Here is a 19,452-nt window from a genome sequence, read left to right as displayed (position 1 = left end):
TTTCGTGTCGTAATGGTGTTTGACCTGCGCTGCAGCAAGTTGGATGAAAATCCCGCAGATGTATTGAGAATCCTGGGGTCCAGCTGAGGATTCTTCGCCGCTCGCGCGGGAGGCAGCTGGCCCCGTCCTGCCTGGGCGGGGAGCAGCTCGCAGACCACCGCAGAGCGCCTTCGCTGGGTGAAGTCGGGAATCGGTTCAGTTTTGCCTGCGGCGTCGGCCGTACTGGAGCGTGCCTCAGGGCTCGAGGATGGAGGCGGGGGCGATCCCAAGCCCGGCGACGCCTTCGCTTACGGAGCGCACGAACTTCCTGATCTTGACCTCCAGGGAACCCCAGGTGACGGGAGACGTCCGCACATTCGGCTGGAGGAGTTCCGACGCTCCACCCGCTATCGGTCCGTACGATGTGAATCAGGCCCGGATCCGTGGACATCGAGTCGAGTGTGAGATCCCGTGCCCCGGCCTCGGCGCTCTGCAGCCAGTGCATGAGCCAGTACGCCAGCTCGGCCACGGGGAGTAGCTCCTCGGACCACGGCGCGCGGTCGTTGTCCCAGACGGTCAGCTCCGCGTCGATGTCCGGGAGCAGCACCGCAAGCGGCCCGTCTGCCCGGCCGGGAACGCGTCGCGATGGCCAGCTCACCTGGCCATCTGACCGTTCCCGATCGCTGGGGCCCCTCGGCCTCCGGTCGAGGGGCCCCAGCGAGTGCTTCCTGCCCCTGTATCTGATGGCCGTAGCCGGTCGGCCACGGCATTGACGTCATGAGACGAGGCGCTGCTCACCAAGTTCGGCGGGCGTCAAAGTTGAGGTCTTCTCTGCGGGCTGAGTCGATCTGCGTGTTTGCGTAGTCCTGCAGTGCGGCGTACAGCCGCTCCTCCGGGGAGCCGGCGCGCAGCGTCGCCCGGACTTCCGTGGCGCGCTGCAGGATCTCAAGATCTTGCGGGTACGGTTCGCCGGGGGAGGTCGATTTTGATCCGTCTGTCACGGAGCTCATCAGCCTGCCGCCGACCTTGCGGTACAGCTCCTCCGAGAGCTGGACGGCGGCGCTCAGCACCTCGGCCACGAACTGGGGCTCCTCCCAGAGGAGTCCGCGATGTGCGCCGCTCAGCAGTGGCGCAACAGCGTCTATCCGCTGGTGCTCACCCGACCTGAACACCTCCAGCAGCACGTCCCGTGCGGCGCTGTCGTACACGTGTCCGGCGACGGTCGCGAAGAGCTTGGTGCCGTACAGCTCGCGCCGCCAGGGGTGCTCACGCTCTTCTTCGAACCATTGCGTCAGCCTCCGCAATAGCTCGACGCGGCGCGGGTTGTTCGTGAAGGGGGATCGAGCATGCCAGGCGAAGGGCAGTGGATTGAAGCCCGGCTTGGGGTCCTGTTCCCACGACTCCAGCCGTGCCAGCAGCAGGTCCAACGCCTCGTCTTCGTGACTTTCCGACAGGGCCGCGATGGCCGACTTGACTCGATGGTCATCGATCGTCCGTGTCTTGGCCAACTCCGCCAGACACCGTTTCCGTTGCTCCGCGGTGAACTCGGACCACGACAGGCCGGCCGGGCCGATGAATGCCCAGCAGAAGTCCGCCGCGCCGCGCGCCAGACCGGAGAACGGGACTGAGCAGACAAGCGCGATGGCGTCTTCGCGCGAAGCCGCATTGCGGATCATCGAGACGGCCAGGCGCAAGACATCCGTGCCCACGGCGCTGTCGGCACGGGTGGCCAGCTGACGGGCAATCGCGAGTTCGTGCGGATGCAGTACGTCCCCTGCCGCCAGCCGTGCCGCGCTGGCCCGGAGCACGGCGCGGACCGGTGCGGCGCGACTGGCGTCCGCAAGTTCCGCCGCCATCTGCCAGGCAGCGTCGGGCTCGTCCTTCCACAGGGCTTTCAACGCCGGCGGAAGGACGAGATCCGCTGTGATGTCGCTGCACTCCAGGGCCCCACGGATGATTGCCGCCGCACGCGTAGGTCGTTCCGAGGCCATGCCGGCGATGAGGGCCGTGCAACCTGGCGGAGCCTCGGCGAACATCTGCATCCCTTGCTCCAGCAGGTCGCGCAAGACGTCCCAGGCCGTGGCGTCGTCCCAAACTGCGGCTTGGGAGGATGCCACGGCCAGGCGACGGCTCCAGATGTTGTCGGTCGCTTCGTAGTCGTAGTCCTCGCCTACCGACCATTCGTGGCAGTCGCTGTGCAGCAGTACGGAAAGCCGGTGCGGAAGCGAGTCGGGCAGGGCTTCCAGCACTACGCGCGCTGCGGCCGCAGCATCCGGAGAGCCGTACGCCACATGCCAGTGGACCGACCGCCGCACGGCCAGCGCCACCAACGGCCCGGGCTGGACTTCACGTGTGCGCGCGGCCAACGCCTCCAGGGCGGGCACCAGCCAGTCTGCGAACTGCCCGCCCTGGCCGCTGAGAGCCTCCGCGAAACTCCGTGCCGCCACGCCCGCCCTCATACGGTCCGCCGAGCCGTACGCCTCGAGCAGTACCCGGTATGCCCGGTCGCGCACTGGCGCCACACGCTCAGCCAGCAGCGGCAGACGCGAGATGGTGAGCGTCCGGCCGTCGAACTCGTGGCCCTCCGCCACGGGCTCGAAGATCCGGTCCAGCAGGGCGAATGGCATTCGGTCGGCGGGGCGCACCGGGCCTTGCTGCGCCCATCGGGCGACCGCTTCGACCACCGCTTCCTGGTAGAGCAAGGGCTTGTCGGGTGAGTAGGAGGCGAGGTCGCTCAATAGCCCCAGTGCTGACTGGGAGGACGAGCGGAGGGGACGCATGTCGTGCTGTCCGAGTTTCCACAGCAGGTCGAGGGCCTCACCGAGATGCTCGGGGTCCTGCGCAACCGCAGCCAGCACCGGAGGAATGTCGTCCAGCAGGCGAGGCGCATCGGCCGGGCCGGTCTCCACCTCTGGACGCAGGAGGCCGAGGACGCGCCGTGGCTGGAACGGGGCGATGTTGCGTATGACCTTCAGGAGCTGGCTGCGGGTCGAGGCATCACCGTCGGTGTACCCCTGTTCGATGGTGTGCCACAGCGGCTCGAAGGGGGACCGGCCGGTCGGCCTGAGCCGGCTCCACTGCCAGTCCACTCGGCCCGCGTTGACCAGTGCGTTTGTCAGCGGTTCTCCGTCGGTCTCGGCCAGGACGCGCTCGAGGAAGCCGGTGGAGGCGCCGGTGTCCGGATTGATGGCGGCCTCGGCCAGCAGCACATCGCCCAGGAGATCAGGAAGGATCCGGTGCGAGGCACCCCTGCGTGCCAGCACTCCGCTGCTCACCAGCCGGCGTAGCTGGACCTGAAGGACGCTGTCAGGGGTGCCGAGCAGTGCCGCCATGGACTTGAGGAAGCACGGGACATCCGTGCGCACGGGCTGCAGAGCCGCGACGGTGTGCAGCACGGCTCGGTCCTGGTCGCGCGTCGCCGGGTCCGTCAGGGCCGTTTCGATGAACGCTTCCACTACCTCCCGGTGCAGGCGGGCATCGCTCTGCATCCGCTGGGGATCGAGCCTGCCGCGCGCGATCTCCACCGCGCTGAACACCAGTAGGAACGGTGAATCACCCACGGTCGCGGCAAGCCGGCGAGCCAGGTGCCGCTTCGCCTCGCCGAGCGCCTGTTCTGCGAGTCGGGAGGCATCTCGCGTCGAGAGTTCGCCGAGTTCCCACGTGGAAACCCGCGCGTCGTCCACCCGCAACTGTCTGAACGTCCCCCTGAGTACTGTCGTGCCGGACGGTCGGGTGGAGACGACCAGGACGGCCCCGGGCCGTTCGCGGCGGAGTGCCCGGATGATCACCGCCAACTCGTCGGGACGTTGGTGGGCGTCCTCGATGATGACGAGCAGACGGTCGTGTTGAGGCAGTTGCTCAACAGCATGCTGATGTACGCCATCGGTGGCGAGCAGCACTTGCACGACGCCTTCAGAGCGGCGGGCGAACTCTGCCGCGAGCGTCTGCAGCACACGGCTCTTGCCGCCGCCCGCCGCGCCCACGAGGACACCGATCCTGCCCTCGGTGTCGTCATCACCCAACGCGAAGGAAAGCAGTTGTTCGACGAGATCGGATCGTCCGACCAGGTCCCAATGATGGCTGAAGTATGCGGCAGCCTGCGGATCGTCGAACGCTTCCTGCGGTGTGAGCCACGGATTAGGCGCGCCGGGATCCGCGTGAAAATACTGATTAACCGTCAGATTGCCGTTCTGTACTGCGTTTGCCGTGCCGCCGTGCGTCGCTGAGTTGGTCTGAACAGAAGCGTGCGTGCCAAAGCCCCTAGCGTCAGGAGACGTACCGCCTGGCCCGCTCTTCATGTCCATCGTGCGTCCTTCTTCTCGGCTACGTCAGAAACTGCGGCGCGGGGTACGGAAGCTGGCGAGCAGGCGGGCAGCGAGCTCCTCGGCGACGCTGTCGCTCTTGGCGTTCAGCTCCTTCATGGTGAGCGATTCGTCCGGGTGGACTCGCAAGAGGTCGTGTCTCATCGGGAACTGGGCCGTGCTACGGGGCAAGCGGCTCATGGTGTCTTCGCTGACCATGGTGGCTGGATCGATACCGATACCCAGGGCGACGGACAGCGGGTCGGGCAGTGGCAACCGGAGGAGGAGAGCCAGTAGCCGGGCGATCTGCTGGGGCAGCTCAACCGGGTCGAGTACGGCTCCCATGCGGTCGTGGGGGAGCGGCTGCCATGCGGAGCGTTGTCCTGTGCGCAGGACTGCCAGTCCGGTAGTGCCTTGGCCGCCGCCCGCTGTGGTCACCAGAGCGTGCTGGTCGTCGACAGCTGTATCGAGTAGCTCGGAGAGAGTGAAGAAGCCGTCTTCCCGGCCCGTGCGGATGAGTTGGTCACCGAGCTGGGCCAGTTTACGTACCTCAATGCGGCTGCCGGAAGGGACCGGGACGAGATGGATCTCCAGGACGGCTGCACTCGTGCTGAAGGGTGAGTTGTGGCCCGTTCTGCGCCAGCTCACCTCGACGGCGTCGGCCATCGGCTCCCACTGCGGGCCCGAACCGTCGGCCGTTGGCTGCCTACCTCCGTTGTGCGGGGTGCGCGCGGTGCCGACCTCCGCGGAATTGGCGGCGGGACAGGCGTTGGAGGCCGAGGTCGAGGGTGTGAGCGCCGTGATCACGGTGACGGCGGCTGCGGCGGCGTGAGCGGCTGCCTGGGGCTGGCTTCCTCCCACGTCCGCCGTGTGCTTGAGGCCGTCGGCCTTGTCGCTGATGCCGCGGATGGTGCGGGCCTGCAGTTGGTCGGCGAGGTGTGCCGCACGGGCGAAGCCGGCGCTCTCCATCTCGATCGCCACCGCGTCGTTGTACGTGTGGTGTAGTTGGGCTGAGAGCGCACTATCGGCGGAGTTGAGTACGACGTCGCCGGAGGCGATGGGCTTGAGGTGCACGGCGGGCGGGCGCGGTGGCCGCTGGCTGAGGATGTGCGAGGTCCACTCGTCGGACCGCAGGGCATGACGGGCGGCCTGTTCAAGCCGGTGGGAGGCCTCCCAAGCGGTCGGGCGGGCCAGGAACTGGGCGGGGTCCTGCTTGCCGCCCTGATAGGCGTAGATCTTGGTCGCAACTACGACGTCACCGAGCTCGACGCCGTCCTTAAGACCTCCGGCAACTCCGACGAAGAACAGGGCGGCCGGCTTCAGCCATGAGTTGATCCGCTCGGTGAGGGCGGCGGCATTCGTATTGCCCTCACCGACCTCGGCGATCGCCACCCGCCAGGGCGTGCCCGGCAGCGAGCCCTCCTCAATCCGGGTTCCCGCCTCGTGCTCGGAGCTCTCCAGGTTGGTCAGGTGCACGCGCACCGCCTCGTACTCCAGAGGAAGTGCGGTCAGGACCACCACACGGGGGCTGTTCGGTTGGATCAAGGCAGATTCCTTATCGCTGTCGGTGAGGGCGCCTGGCGGCGGCCGGAGATCGCACTTCACGGCCGAGCATCGCATCAGGGCAATGCCTGTGGCCGGGCCTGAGCGCCCGGGCGAGGTTGGAGCCTGGGTGGGTCATTCGTCCAGCCGCTGCAGTGCTGGGGCACTCGGGTGTTGTGCGAGGGCAAGGCCGTCGACCACCGCCCGATAGTGGGGGCGGGCAGAAGCGGTCACCTCAGAGCAGAGGTCCTGCAGCCATTCGACAAGCAAAAACCCCGCCGAGTCGACCGCTCCGTTGCTGCTGACGCAGAGTTGCCGGACCCACCGCATACCCGGCTCGATCTGTTCATGGGTCGGTTGTGCCTTGAGGAACCCGACGAGACTGTCGATGGCGAACCTCTCTGTGCCCGCGGAGGTGGTCCAGCTGTCGATCAGGTCACGCAAAGGGTCCAACGTCAGCCACGTGCGCCGGCCCCTGGCCAGCGTGCTGTCCACATGCAAGTCCGCGCCGGACGGCGTGGGGTTGGGGACCAGCTCTTCCATCAGCCGCTCCTGGTGTCCGAAGCGGTCAACCTGCTCGGTAGGCAGTGGGCGGGTCAGAACCGATTCCATGATGTGAGGCCAGACAGCGCCGAGAGTCTTCGCCAGCTCGGGACTGTAAGTGGCGGCAATCTTCAGGCTGTGCAGGAGATGGCTGAGCGCCGCGGGGGACACCGTGAGCGTGTCCACGAAGCCGGTCATCACCGTCGGCTCTTCGGCACCGCTACGAAGGAGCGCTTCCGCCCCCGCACCATGCTCTTCCGAGTGCCGGTGGTATCCACCGTCGCCCCAGACGCAGGCCGCGCGCGCATAGGCATCCAGAACCGGGGCTCGCGCTGACCGGGCCTGGGCCGTCCTGCAATGCTGCAGGCGGGCGGCCTCAAGGATCGCAGGCAGCGCCGTGCCCAGGACGGGGAGCGACAACTCCTCGCCGGTCAGCTGGTCCAGCGCCGCCGCAGGCGCGCGCAAGGACTCTGCGCGAGAGGCAAGGAGGCTGTTGGTGTCCTCGACCACGAGACGGAGGCCGGCTTCCACGGCCTCCCACGCCACGGCGTGGTGACATGAGCGCACTGTGGCCGAGCACGGGGCGGACCACAACGGACGCAGCCCTTCGGCGGCGTAGGCCCGCACCTCATGGACCGGGTGCGCGCTACACCGCAGGACAGCTTCACGGATACGCCCGACACGCTCAGTGCCAAGAGGGGCCGTGGCCAACAACGCGACCGTCGGCAGAAGGCTGCGTGGTAGTGCGAGGGCCGCCTGACGGCTGCCCTCCCAAGGCTGGATCGCTTCAGACACATCCGCATCGAGATGCGCAGGGCAGTCGAGGACGGCCTCCGTCAGAAGATCGACCGACCAGCAGAGCTCCTCGACCGCCACCAGGGTTCCATTTGCCGCCGCGCACACGGCGGCCGCAGCAACCGCGTACACGCCGCCGAGCCTCTGCGCGCTGCCATCCCCGTGGTCGAGAAGGCTCCGTGCCGTCTGGAGGTCGCTCGCCAACTGGCTGGGTTCTGTCAGCGTCGGCGGACCGATGCGGCCGGGAAGATCCTGGTGCAGCGCATATCGGTTGAGCAACTCGTACTGCTTCGAGGTGAGGTCCGACCGGCCACGGCGCCGCTCAAGCTCCTGCCGGATGGCCTCGGACGGTTGTACTTCGACGGCCGCCTGACCGCCGTCTCTCACCAGAACGAAACGTTCACAGTCCAGGTGATCGGCCCAGAACCTGAGTGTCAGGTCATCAATGACATCGGTCGCGGCTGAACGAAGCCGTCCTGCAACGGCCTGCAATCGTGCTGCGGCCGCGTTGTCCCCACGTCGTTTGGCATCGATAACCAGAGACATCGCCACCTGGGTGGGGGAGAGTTCCAGGTGCTCTTCGCCCGGGAGCTCGTTACTCCTGCGGAACATCATGTTGGCGAGGGTGCGACCGTTCTCAAGCTCCCAGACCAGGGGTGAGGCCAGGAAGCCGTCCAACTCGTCGCTGATCTCGTCCAGATGCCGTACCAAAATGCCGTAGGCGAGGCCGGCCCCGGCCACGGTCCCCACCCGTCTGAGCACCAGTTCCGCAGCCCTGCGAGCTGGCATGACACGGTCCTGGACCAGCTGGTCCAGCCAGCGGTCGAGAGCCATGAGCGCGCTCATGCACGGCTGCGGGCCGTTCAGGGCGCCTTGATACCAGGACCAGGCGTCGCCGCGGCCGGGATACTCGCAGTCTCCCGTTCCCAGGAAGTCGCCACGCAGAGCCGGGGCAGAAGCGCTGTCCGCATCCGGCTCGTCTCCGCTCCTGTACCGGTCCTCCGGCCGGACGGCGGCAGCCAAAAGCGTGTTGATCAGCTCCATGCAGCGCGCGGGATCCGTCTGCAGCAGGGAGAAGAACGGCCCCCGCCACCAGGCAGCCTGCCCTCGAGAGCGGATGCCGAGATACTCATGCTTTCCCATTGAACGGCCCCGCACCTCACCACGCCGACCGAGCGGGCCCGCCGACGGCGCGTAGTAGGCCGCTGCGAGCTCCGTAAGCAGCGCCGGGTTCGTCGTGGCGAGGCACCGGGCAGACCCGCCACGGTCCACTGCCGGCATCAAGGTGTGGGCGCGTTCGCGGGCCAGCCGTCGCAGCAGTGTGTCGGCGGCGTCGTCCCGATCCGCACCGAGCAGTGCCAGCGCCTCGATGAACGCGGGTGTGGGGAACTCGGGCACCGATCGAAACATCGCCTCGCGCAGTTGGACCCGCACCGGCCGGTAGTCCGGAACGCCGTCCCCCAGGATCATCTCTTGTTCGGAGACACTACGCAGCCACGTCACCATGAGCGTGTCGCACGGCTCGCTGCGGTAGTCCGTGAAGACATCCGTGTGCTCTGCCATCCAGGCGACGACCGGGGCCGCGACGAGCGGATCGCAATTCCCGTCCTCACCGAAGCGCAACGTCACGCAGCGCAGCAGCTCGCTCAGAAGCTCGGGGCGGCGCACCAGGTCCTCAGTCAGAGCGGCGAGAGCCTCGGCGCACCACCCTGAGGACAGCACCGCCTCCCAGGGAACCTCGGTCCACCGCGATCCGTGCGTGGCCGCCAGCTGCTTGAACTGCTGGCGGACCTGGTTCCACCGCGTGACGAACCCTCCTGCCGCATCCGCCCCGGACCGCAGCCTGATCTGGCAGAAGATACGGCCGGCGCGAACGGCCCACCGCGGCCCGTGGAGGTCCAGCAGGGACAGGCCGTCGTCCAGCAGCAGACGCTTGGTGGTGGCGTAGTCCCGCAGTACATCGTGGGCGAAAGCGTGCTCCTCGTTCGAAGTCGCCGACAACTCGCCGAGCGGAGCGAGGATACCGTCGGAGCGCAGCGAAGCCAATGCGGGGCCGGGGAGGGACGGCGCGCGGCGGCCGGTCAGCCGTCCTTCTGCCAGAGAGACGAGCGCCGCTCCGCGGTCTTCGGGCACTACCCCGTTGGCCATCCGCTGGTTGTTCAGCACGAACGCGAGCCAGACATGGGTGTAGACCTCGGCCTCACTCGCCAGCTGAGCTGGCAGTGCTGCGCCCCGCCTTACGGAGCGCAGCAGCAGATCGATGAGGGCGATCCGGCGCAGCAGCCAGCGTGATCGGGGGTCACTGGCGAGCCGTGCCAACTCCGGTGCCGAGGCCATGATCTCGGCGATCTCCCGGTTGTCCAAGGACGGCACTATAACTTCGCCGACATCTGTGCACCTGGCCCGGTCCAACAGGTCCCGGAGAGTGTCCGCCGCGTCGTCCCGGCTGACCAGAACAGCGGTGAGCCCGGCACCCATCGCTGCCTCCACGGCTTCCACGACGAGGCTTTCGAGCCCCTCCTGAGCGGCTTCAGCACCGTCCAGGACCAGAATTCCGTGAGAAGCAGATGCTTTCGATGTGCCGTTTTGGGCCCCGAATGCGTGGATGAGTTCGTCCAAGCCGCCTGCGTACGAGGACATTGCCGGCACAGCGGCCGCCAGGACGTGTACGGATCGGGTGCGCAGTTCGTCGATGGACCGCAAGACCAGGGCGGTCTTGCCGACGCCGGGTTCCCCTCGGACGAGGAGTACATGACCTGCCTGGGCCGTGCTGAGGGCGTCGGTCAGGGAGGCCAGCGGAGTCTCACGTTCCATTGCCAGTACCTGGCCCGGAGCGATGCTCAACGTGCCGGGAGTGCGCCGCAGACTTCTCTCCCATTGCGTGAAGAGCCGCTGCGCATCAGGTCCGAGGAAGTTGTTGATGGTCTGGTTGCCGTGTTGGACAGCGTTGACCGTGCCGCCAGTATCGGCGCTGTTGGTCTGTGCCATCGAAAGGTCTTCGACGGGGTGCGGAGTTCCGGGCTGCAGACCATCGGCCTGCTCGTCGCCCCCGTTCACCGCTCGGTCGCTTGCGACCCGTGATGGTTGATGGTGAGCGAGCCGTTCTGAACGGCGTTGACCACACCCTTGCGGTCCGCCGTATTGACCTGCGTCAGCCCCTGCACCGCCGCACCATCAGATGTGCTGGAGCCCTGCCCGTCGACACCGCCTTCACCGACACTGAGGGGAAGGGCAGCGAGAGCAGTCATCGCCGCTGCTGCGGCGTGGGCCGCGGCGACCCCCTGCATACCGCGAGCATCGGCCGACGCTTTCGCGCCGTCAGCGTAGTCGCTGATGCCCCGGATCGTCAGGGTCTTGACTCCGCCGATAGCGGCCGCCTCGGCCAGCCCTGCGCTTTCCATCTCTACGGCCACCGCATCGTTGAAGACACGGGTGAGCCGCTCACGCAGCTCGGAATCCATCGAACTCAGCAAGGTCTCACCAGCTGCGACGGGTTTGAAGTGCACCGTAGGCGGACCGTCTGACTCGAAGGCTCCCGCACGTACGCGGCCGGTCCACTCGGTTCCGCGCAGCGCATGCTTCGCGGCCTGCAGCAGATCGTGCGAGGCCGCCCAAGCCGCCGGGCGTGAGAACACCTCGTCGGATACGTGCTTGGCACCGTCGTACGCATAAATCCTGCTCGCGACCACGACATCGCCCAGTCTCACATCGGGCTTCAAGCTGCCTGCTACCCCGACGAAGATGATTGCCCGGGGTGTGAACCGAGTCCTGACTTGCTCGGCTATGACCGCCGTCGGCCGGTTCCCCGGTCCCACCTCCGCGAGAACGACCTGACGACCCGAGCCTGCGACCTCACCGGCTTCGAACCATGTCCCCTCGTACACCACTCGGCGCGGATCGATGAGATGTGCACGCACAGCCTCGTACTCCAGACCGATAGCCGTCAGCACAACGACCGGATTATGTAGACCGAACTCACCTACGAGCAAAGGATGTTCCCCTAACAACCGCAACGTCTGCTGAGACTACCGCCGCCTCGCCGCAGTCCCGTCCGACCCTCGGTGCCGCTCTCGAGTTGATCAGCCCGGCCACATCGGAGCGGCCCTCTGATTTCCTTCCCACCAACCCTTGGCGGGTGCAGAATTGGCCGTCGACGCACCTTCGCCCCGAACCTCTAGGACCAGGCGTGACAGCCACGGATGACATCACCATTGGCAAGCTGCTCCTGGCTGAGTACGACAGAGTGAAGGAAGAACAGAAGACCCGGATAGGTTTCCGGGACAACTTCCTCTACGTCACCTTGGCCGCGATGGTGACGGTACTGATCGGCGTTGCCCAGACACGCCACGCCGAGCTACTGTTGGCACTGCCCGCCGCCACGTCCGTCCTGGGGTGGACATACCTGGTGAACGACGAGAAGATCACCGCGATCGGCCGCTACATACGGACCGATCTCGGACCCCGTCTGAGCGCACTCGCAGGGGAACCAGAAAGCCTCTTCGGGTGGGAGACGGCGCACCGAAGCGATACCCGCCGGACCCAGCGCAAGGTAATCCAGTGCGCGGTGGATCTCACGGCTTTTGCCGCGGTACCGCTGGCGGCTTTGACTGTCCTCTGGGTCTACGGAGCGGGCGCGGCCGTCCCGCTTGTCATTTCCCTGCTTGAGGTCGTGGCCGTCGCCGTTCTGGCGGTCCAGATCACTCTTTACGCCGACACCGGGCCGTAGTGTGCGTTCTCGTTCATGGTGAAGCTGTGTTCTCGGCCTGGCCTGTGTAGATGTAGGTAGCTGAGAGACGCAAGCGGACGTTCAATAGCGCTTGCCCTGCAAGGCGGGAGAAGGACCCATCTGGAGTGAGGGTTCCTGGGCTGGGTGGAGGTTGATCCGGACTGGTTGCGCTCGGAGGAGTCCGTGGCGGTCGGCGGGTGGCGCGGACTGAGCGTTCGCGGGGCGCGGGAAGCGGGCTGGGGGCAGAGCCGCCGGGTCCGGAGCCGCAGGGGGCGCCGGGGTCTGGGTGGGAAGCGTGCGCAAGGGTCTCTGCCTGCTGTCGGGCTGGTGGCGGGGGAGCCCCGAGGGCCGCGGCGGCGGATTTCCCAGTCGTTGGTGAACCGGATGTGGGTCAGCTCCGCGCCGGGTCGCGCAGCAGGTGGAGCAGGTGCCGGTGTGGATGCCGCGCGGTGCTTCGCCGTACGCCTTGGTCATGGAGTGGGTCTCCTTCATGTCGAGGGTCGGAGCGGTGAAGTCGTGCCGAGGTCAGGCAAGGCGCATACTTCTGTACTTGTTGCAAAGTTACATGTTTGGGTGGTAACTTTGGGACAAGTTAAGTTTCTGGGAGGTGGGCGGGTGTTGCAGATCCAGATCGGCCCCGAGCGCGAGGCGGACCCCGACGACATGCTCGGGCGGTCGACCATCGGATGGCGCCCCGGCATGAGCGAGGACGAGGCGTGGGAGGCCGGCCGCGGCATCTGGAAGTTCAATGCCGACCGTGCCCTGTCCCAGGACGAGGTGCAGGTCATTAACACCGGGGGCATCGTCATCGCCGTCGCGAAGATCACCGGGATCTCCAAACACGGCGACCGCTACGCCCTCCAGGGGGAGTTGCTGCGCGGCGACGACCGTGTCGGCCGCGTCACCGAGAGCCCGCACTTGTCCCGCAACCCTGTCACCTACATCTGAAGGGAGCGCCCGGTGAGTGATTTCGACGCGATCGACTCGCTCCTCGCTTCCGTCGGCCCGCAGACCGACCTCCCGGACCCCGAGGCCCGCCGTGCCTTGCGCGAGCAGGCTCAGCTGTCCAAGGCGCAGGTGGCCCGCGCCCTCGGGGTGAGCCCATCCACGGTCAGCGCCTGGGAAGCCGGCCGGGATCCGGTAGGTGAGGTGCGCGTCAAGTACGCCTACCTCCTGGACGGGTTGAGCGCCAAGCTCGCCACCGACACCAAGCCCGAGACCGAGTCGGCGGTGGAGTCCACTGCGGCCGAGCCCGTCGCGGATGCTGCCGCTGCAGCCGGGCCCGCTTCCTCCGAGCCCGAGGGCGGGGACGAAGTCGAGGTACTCACCGCGCCGGAGCCGTGTGTGCTGTGCGGGCGTCCGGCCGGACAGCGGGTGGCGGGCTTCGCCCAGCACCTGGACCCAGCCGAATGCCAGGACGGCACAGTCGAGGCGCGGCCAGCCCCGGTCGCCGGCCGGCCTGCGCCGGCCTCGAAGCTGTCGGCGCGTGCCAAGGGCCCGGCCCACCGGGCTTTCCAGGAGCCGTCAGGTCCGGTGGGCTTGATCCACGCGGCGGTTGAGGGAGCGCTCGCCGAGTGCCAGGGCGACGTGGAAGCGGCCACCGCGGCGCTGCTGAAGAAGGCGATCCCGGACACGATGCGCTTGCTGGACGAGACCCGCAAGGGCGCCCGGTACGACGTGATCGCCCACCCCTGGATTCCCGACATCCTGAAGAAGCAGACCTCCCGGGGTGCGGACCAGATCTGGGAGGCCCGCCCCAAGTGGACCCGCGCCGAACTGCCGCCCGGCGTTCATGAGGTGACGGCACTGGACATCAACGGCGCCTATCTGTCTGCCCTCAAGACTCATCTGCCGCTCGGGCAGCTCGAGCACACCACCGGCATGCTGCACGACCGCCGCCGCGCCGGAGTCCACCTGATCACCCCACCCGCCTGGGAGCATGGCGCCGTGCTGCCCAACCCGATCGGCGAGCGCGACGAACCCGGACCCCTGTGGGTCACCGAACCCACCCTGCGTCTCCTGCTGCGCCTGTCCAGCCCGAAGTACGGGCTGTGCGAGGCGCCGGAAGTCCACGAGTCCTACACGTCGGGGGCGACGGAGAACCTGCTGGAGAAGTTCCGCATCACACTCAAAGAAGCCCGCGACACCGCCATCGCCGCCGGTGACACCGTCACCCTGGAGTACGTGAAAGCCATGTACGCGAAGTTCGTCTCCACCATGGGGGAGTCGAACTACAACCGGGAGCTGTACCGGCCGGACTGGATGCATATTATCCGCTCGCAGGCTTTCGCCAACCTCTGGATGAAGGCGCTCAAAGCCCACGACGAAGGGCTCGCTGTCGTCCGCGCGATGGGCACCGACGAACTCCACGTCATCGGCGATTGGCGCCGTGTCTTTCCCGAAGGCCGCGGGGTTACCGAGGTCAAGGTCAAAGACCTCTACACCGCGGGCACCGACACGATGGGGGAGGAGCAGTAGATGCCGGAGAGGAACAATGACTTCGGGAGGTTCGGCGCCAGCGGCGTCAGGGGAAGCGAACTCGTCGGGCGGAAGCTCGACGACCTCGCCGACGGCATCGCCACCCCCGTCACCGCTAGGCGCGGTCTGATGGCGCGCCTGAACTATCTGATGAGGTCCGACCACGCCCGTCAGGCCGCCAGGGATGCCGGGCTGACGGTGACCGACCGCACGCTGAAGGCGTGGCTGGAGGGTAAGCGCCGCCCCTCGGCGAAGAACCTGAAGAAGATCGAGGACGCCTACCGGGCGGTGCGCCGGCAGAACGTAGCCCGGCACCTGCTCAAGCGCCTCAACGCGAACGGCGGCACCAGGGTGGAGATCCACCCCCTGAACCAGTCCGGCGTCGCCCGCCCGCTGCAGCGCGACGTTCCTTTCCGGCATATGAACGTGCGCCGCTGGGACCGGATCGTCGGCGCGTGGGCGGCCGGTGACCACCACGGCTTGGACGCGGCCTGGACCGACGACGTCCTGCCTGATCTGGGATCCCAGTACGGAGCGTACGAGTACTGCACCAACGTCGGCTTCGCTGCATAGCCCCTGGCCGGAGGTGGTCTGTGGACCTTGCGGGATGGCGTACGGTTGGCGTCACCGACGCGGGGTGGAGCAGCTCGGTAGCTCGCTGGGCTCATAACCCAGAGGTCGCAGGTTCAAATCCTGTCCCCGCTACTGCCGAGCAGGGTCCGGATCCATTCGAGGATCTGGCCCCTGTCGCAGTTTCAGGGGCGCCCGCCAGCTGCGGGCCCGGGTTACCGTGTGCGTGTGCCCGGAACGGCGTGCGAGCGGCCCGCGTACTCGTCGGTGATGCAGAGCCTTGCATCCGTGCTCTGCGTCACCACGCCTCGTCCATCGTGCCTGCCGCGGGCAGATCGAGGTATCGGGCTGCGTCGTTCAGGATCTCCGGTGTGATCGCCTCGGTGCCGTCGAGGATGGCGATCTGCGCGGCCATGCTGAGCAGCGGTGTGAGGTTTTCCATGAGCCCGTCGGTGATGTCGTAGAGCTCTTCGGCGAGCTCCAGGAGACTGTTGGGCCGGTGGTGGCACAGCTGGAGTCTGCCGTCGAAACTGGCGAGGGCTCGGGGCCATTCGTCGGGGTGTTCGGGGCTGCGAGGCGGTAGCCGGTTGACCCACAAGGTGGGTACGGACCGCTGGCGCAGCGGTGCGGCGTCGCTTGTCCGGCGCAGGGCGGGGAAGCGGGCGGTGCGTGCTTCGCGGAGGATGTCGCTGGAGCCGATGCCGCTCCAGAAGACCGTCAGGCTCAGTTCGTCCGCGAGGTAGTCGAAGAAGTCGAAGGTGGGCTGCAGATCCTCGGTGCGCAGCCGGTCGATCCCGTCGACCAGGCACACCTCTACGTGGTTGGTGCGCATCACGTGCACGGCGGGCCCGGTGAAGTCCTTCATGCGCTGCACGGGCCGGCTGTCGGTGTCGGAGCGGTAGAGGTCCCAGCCCAGGAACGTGGCAAGGGCGGCGGACCAGTCGGCCGGAGTGCCCGGGTTGGGCGGGGCGTTGATGCAGATCACCGGGATGCGGGTGTCGTCGATGCCGTGCAGTTTCTCGCGGCGCCCTTGGTGGCCCATGCCGATGTGGTGCAGCAGCGTGCGTTTGCCGGTGCCGCGGTAGTCGCTGTCGATGGCGATGTGCGGGCCGGGTTGGCGGCGTTCGCCGTTTCGCCGCAGCATCCGCCGTGCGAGGAGCAGTCCGCGCTGGATGTCGGTGGTCTCGACCAGACCGAGGTCGGCGTGGTAGCGGACGCGGGGATCGTTCTCCCTTTCCTCCTCGCTGTTGGCGGAGGAAGGGTCTTCCGGCGGCAGCGGAACCAAGGATGGGAGCCTGGAGGACGGTTGCCGCAGGCGGGTGCGCCACCCCAGCAGGGTGGTCGGCGGGCCGACGGTGTCGAGGGCCGGCGGGGCTGGGGGAGTGGGTGGGGACTGCGGATCACGTACCGAGGCTTTCAACGGTTCTTTCCTTGCTGGCCGTTATAGCCGTTATCGCCGTCGACGGGCAGGTTCAGTTCGGGCAGTGAGGAGAGGAAGGCATCGACGCTCTGTCCGCTGTCCTTTACGGGCTCGCCAACGGTGAAGAGTTCCGCAGCGGGGCGATCGAGGCGGCGGAAGGGCCGCACCGATTCCGGATCCAGCGGCGGCATACCGGCGGCATAGGGCTCCTTGGGTGCCGCCGGCCGGCGGCGGGGCGCGGGCAGGGAACGAGCAGAGGCAGCGGGTGCGTCGTCGGGCCCGGGCCCCTTAGCTGCTTTGGACAGCAGGCGGTGCGTGGCCCGGGCGATGGCGGCCTCGTCGTGGCGGTGTCCGCCGGCGGCGAGATGGACCTGCAGCCCTTGCTCCCAGCTCTCTTCGGTCCACCGGTCGTGCAGGATCCGCCGGTGGATGAAAGGCACCTCCACCCACGGGTCGCTGTCTGGGGCGGCCCGGTGGTTGAACAGCCAGGCGGCCTCGGGCTGGTTGGGGGAGTAGTGCACCTCCCACCTTCCCTGGAAGGCCGCGAGCCCGGAGGAGCCGCGGAAGGGATCCAGTGCTCCCTTGTCCAGGTTGTAGGTGCGGTTGTTGATCTGGAAGCCCTTACGGTTGATGCGTGCCCACACGGTCGGCAGCAGCTTGCGGTTCTCGCTCTCGGTCAGCGCCGTGGCCCGGTAGCCGCGCAGCGAGATCAGCGCCGCATACATCTGGTTCGGGGTGAGCTTCAGTCCCGGAGTGAACGGGCTGCGCAGCGCGCCGTGCGGGGTCTGCTGCCAGCGCAGCGCCACCCACTGCTCGAACAGGTCCTGCAACTGGGCGATCGTCCACAGCGGCTGCTTGCGGACTTGCCTGCCGCGCAGGTCCAGACGGTGGTGTGTGTAGGAAGCCAGGTGCTGGCTGAAGCCGGTCTTGATCGCCAGCATGGCGCGCTCCACGATCGCCTTGTCGACGGGGGTGCGCAGCCGGGCCTCGCGCACCTCGATGCCCAGGGCGTTGCAGGAGCGGGTGAAGTCCGCGGAGACGAACGGTGAGCCGTGGTCGACGACGAGCGTCTCGGGTTTGATGACCGGCCGGGCGGCCGCACCGGCGAACCGCTCATCGGCGGCCAGCAGTTCCTCGAAGGGTAGGTCCGAGCCGTCCATGAAGGTTTCCGGGGACCACCCCGGCCGTACCGGCAGCGGTGCGGTGCTCTGCGCCACAACCTGCACCGTGTCGAAGCTGCGGGTGGCCCGCCCGCCCAGCCACCGGCCCGCACCGGCACCGCGGCGGAACCGCTTGGGCACGATCAGCGCACCGACGATGCTGCGGGTGGCCACGTCGATCGCGATGGTCAGCTCCACCGAGATGATCTGTCCGTCGTCGCCGATGACCAGGACATCCAGTCCGGTGGTGTCGATCTGCACCAGTTCCCCGGGCCAGCGCGCCGCGGTCGCCCGTCGGCTGCCGGGCCGCAGCGCCGAGAGCGGCGGACCGGCTGCACGCCGGGCCGCCGCGGCATGCGCATTGTGTGCCGTGATCCCCAGACGCTGCAGCAGCCGGTAATACGTGGCCTGGCTGGGCAGCAGCGCAGCGACGGTGGCCGCATCGGCGTCGGCGAGCTCACGGGCGTAGCGGGCTCGAACCGTCTGCTGCACACGGCCGATCAGCCGCGACAAGGTGCCCGGCGACAGCCCCTGGTCGCGTTCGCCATCCAAGATCTCCCACACCAGGTCGATCACCCGCTCGTCGACGCGTCCGTGCGCTGAGGCCGCGCGCTGGCCACGCCGGTCGATCAACCCCAGCAGGCCCTCCTTGCGCCAGGCGAGGCACTTGCGCTCGATGGTGGCGGGCGAGGTCGGCCAGCCGGCCTCAGTCAACTGGTCGGCCTTGGCGCGGTAGCGCTGCCTGAGAGTGTGGAGCTCCGGGTCGAAGGCGGGTTTAGGTCGGGTGGTCGCCGGCACGTTCGGGGCCCGCTGATGCAGCACCTCCTTCACGATGCGCTCCCACCGGGTCATCTCGCGGCGCAGTGCGGCGGGCAGGGACTTCAGCTCGTGCCCACGGTGGGTGACCACCGTGCGGGGAGCCGCCCGGCTAAGGACCGCGAAGTCCTTCGCGGACGTCAGCACCGGCTGGAGGATGATCAAAGGCTCGGCGGTGGTGTCACCGGGCGCGTTGAGGAAGACCCGCGGACCGTGAAAGGCGGTCACCAGCCAGCGCGCCCCGCTGAAGGTGATGGTGTCGCCGAGGGCCAGGGTGTCGGCGCCGTCCGGTACCGCGCCGTCCGATACCGCGCCGTGCGGTGCGGTCATCCGTCCTCCCGCAGCCATGCCGTCGATGACGGCGTCAGGAGCCTGGTCATGTCGGTGTGCAGCCGCCGTTTCCAGATCAGGTGATAGGCCAGGTCCACGCCCGCAAACATGGGCAGGCCCGCGGCGCGAACCGCGGAGCGAATGGTGCGTGGGGAAGTGAAGCGGCGGGCCAACGCCTCGGCATCGTCCAAGGCCAGCCGCTGCGGACTACGGACGGCGTACAGCAGCATCAGGTTGTCCAGCTCCACACCATCCGGCGGCTTCAGGACCCGCACCCACCAACCCGCCACAGCGGCGGCCTGGGCCAGCAGTTGCTGCCCTGCGAGCCAACGGTCGGTGATTTCCTCCGGAGCCACGCAGATGACCTCCCGCCGCGCTGCCCGTAAGGCGACGAAGTCCGGCCGCAGGCTCTGCGTGCAGCCGCCCTGTGTCCAGTGCAGCTCCATCGGCCCGGCGCTGCGCGCGGCCACCGTCGGATCCCGGTCCAGCAGCATGCCGCAGCGCTGCTGGCGCAGCGAACCGCACGCCAGCGACTGGCCGGTGGCCGAGGCCCGGGCCTTGGTGACGAAGGACTGCCGACCTGGATAGGGCACCGGCATCTGCAAGGGCGCCAGCTGTTCGAACGGCACCTGAGCGGCCTGCTCCACCGGCAGTTCACGCCGGCGTCCGAACCGGTCGAGATAGCAGACGGTGATCGCCTGCTGGTCTAGGGGAGCGTCCGGCACGTACATACCCCTCCGTCAGCTCGCTGCCCGGCAGACTCGCTCCATGATCCGCCGACCCGGGTGCCCT

At 67.8% G+C, this 19,452-nt stretch carries 11 protein-coding genes and 1 tRNA gene; 5 read left to right on the top strand and 7 right to left on the bottom strand.

Annotated features, from left to right (window positions below):
- Positions 1-773 precede the first annotated feature (773 nt).
- The 4 genes from ACIQAK_RS30460 to ACIQAK_RS30445 all read right to left on the bottom strand — a co-directional run bounded on the left by ACIQAK_RS30460 (position 774) and on the right by ACIQAK_RS30445 (position 11,110).
- Positions 774-4,283, bottom strand: coding sequence for a hypothetical protein (locus tag ACIQAK_RS30460; protein WP_366389008.1), 3,510 nt, complete (start codon positions 4,281-4,283; stop codon positions 774-776).
- 24 nt (positions 4,284-4,307) lie between these two features.
- The gene (locus tag ACIQAK_RS30455) at positions 4,308-5,825 is read right to left on the bottom strand and encodes a 5'-methylthioadenosine/S-adenosylhomocysteine nucleosidase (protein WP_366389007.1); all 1,518 of its coding nucleotides are present in this window, start codon (positions 5,823-5,825) and stop codon (positions 4,308-4,310) included.
- 132 nt (positions 5,826-5,957) lie between these two features.
- Entirely contained in the window at positions 5,958-10,148 is a 4,191-nt protein-coding gene (locus ACIQAK_RS30450) for an ATP-binding protein (protein WP_366389006.1), read from the bottom strand.
- 65 nt (positions 10,149-10,213) lie between these two features.
- Complete coding sequence (locus ACIQAK_RS30445; protein WP_366389005.1) at positions 10,214-11,110, bottom strand: 5'-methylthioadenosine/S-adenosylhomocysteine nucleosidase; 897 nt, start codon at positions 11,108-11,110, stop codon at positions 10,214-10,216.
- A 236-nt stretch (positions 11,111-11,346) separates the two neighbouring features.
- Between ACIQAK_RS30445 and ACIQAK_RS30440 the strand changes: the two genes are divergently transcribed.
- The 5 genes from ACIQAK_RS30440 to ACIQAK_RS30420 all read left to right on the top strand — a co-directional run bounded on the left by ACIQAK_RS30440 (position 11,347) and on the right by ACIQAK_RS30420 (position 15,069).
- Positions 11,347-11,886 (top strand): hypothetical protein, encoded by a 540-nt coding sequence (locus ACIQAK_RS30440; protein ID WP_366389004.1) that lies wholly within the window; start codon positions 11,347-11,349, stop codon positions 11,884-11,886.
- A gap of 615 nt (positions 11,887-12,501) precedes the next feature.
- Positions 12,502-12,834 carry a hypothetical protein gene (locus ACIQAK_RS30435; RefSeq protein ID WP_366389003.1) on the top strand — a complete coding sequence of 111 codons (333 nt, stop codon included), beginning with the start codon at positions 12,502-12,504 and terminating at the stop codon, positions 12,832-12,834.
- Between the two features lie 12 nt (positions 12,835-12,846).
- Positions 12,847-14,364, top strand: a complete 1,518-nt coding sequence (locus tag ACIQAK_RS30430; RefSeq protein ID WP_366389002.1) for a helix-turn-helix transcriptional regulator — start codon at positions 12,847-12,849, stop codon at positions 14,362-14,364.
- Positions 14,365-14,937 (top strand): helix-turn-helix transcriptional regulator, encoded by a 573-nt coding sequence (locus ACIQAK_RS30425; RefSeq protein WP_366389001.1) that lies wholly within the window; start codon positions 14,365-14,367, stop codon positions 14,935-14,937. It abuts the gene before it with no gap.
- A 58-nt stretch (positions 14,938-14,995) separates the two neighbouring features.
- Positions 14,996-15,069 (top strand) — tRNA-Met (locus ACIQAK_RS30420).
- A gap of 163 nt (positions 15,070-15,232) precedes the next feature.
- Here the strand turns inward: ACIQAK_RS30420 and ACIQAK_RS30415 are convergent.
- The 3 genes from ACIQAK_RS30415 to ACIQAK_RS30405 all read right to left on the bottom strand — a co-directional run bounded on the left by ACIQAK_RS30415 (position 15,233) and on the right by ACIQAK_RS30405 (position 19,391).
- On the bottom strand, positions 15,233-16,219 hold the full coding sequence (locus ACIQAK_RS30415) for a hypothetical protein (protein ID WP_366389000.1): 987 nt from the start codon (positions 16,217-16,219) through the stop codon (positions 15,233-15,235).
- Positions 16,220-16,350: 131 nt separating this feature from the next.
- Positions 16,351-18,660 (bottom strand): integrase, encoded by a 2,310-nt coding sequence (locus ACIQAK_RS30410; RefSeq protein WP_366388999.1) that lies wholly within the window; start codon positions 18,658-18,660, stop codon positions 16,351-16,353.
- Complete coding sequence (locus ACIQAK_RS30405; protein ID WP_366388998.1) at positions 18,657-19,391, bottom strand: hypothetical protein; 735 nt, start codon at positions 19,389-19,391, stop codon at positions 18,657-18,659. Before ACIQAK_RS30405 ends, ACIQAK_RS30410 begins: the two co-directional genes overlap by 4 nt.
- Between the last annotated feature and the right edge of the window lie 61 nt (positions 19,392-19,452).

It is taken from the genome of Streptomyces sp. NPDC088706 (assembly GCF_044752765.1).
Taxonomy (GTDB): domain Bacteria; phylum Actinomycetota; class Actinomycetes; order Streptomycetales; family Streptomycetaceae; genus Streptomyces.
Note: the sequence above shows the minus strand (reverse complement) of the source record. Positions and strands in the feature narration are given on the sequence as shown.

What these genes read in the sequence shown, in the direction of transcription:
- ACIQAK_RS30460 (WP_366389008.1), bottom strand. Translation starts at nt 4,283, where the DNA reads ATGGACATGAAGAGCGGGCCAGGCGGTACGTCTCCTGACGCTAGGGGC.
- ACIQAK_RS30450 (WP_366389006.1), bottom strand. Translation starts at nt 10,148, where the DNA reads ATGGCACAGACCAACAGCGCCGATACTGGCGGCACGGTCAACGCTGTC.
- ACIQAK_RS30425 (WP_366389001.1), top strand. Translation starts at nt 14,365, where the DNA reads ATGCCGGAGAGGAACAATGACTTCGGGAGGTTCGGCGCCAGCGGCGTC.
- ACIQAK_RS30410 (WP_366388999.1), bottom strand. Translation starts at nt 18,660, where the DNA reads ATGACCGCACCGCACGGCGCGGTATCGGACGGCGCGGTACCGGACGGC.
- ACIQAK_RS30405 (WP_366388998.1), bottom strand. Translation starts at nt 19,391, where the DNA reads ATGTACGTGCCGGACGCTCCCCTAGACCAGCAGGCGATCACCGTCTGC.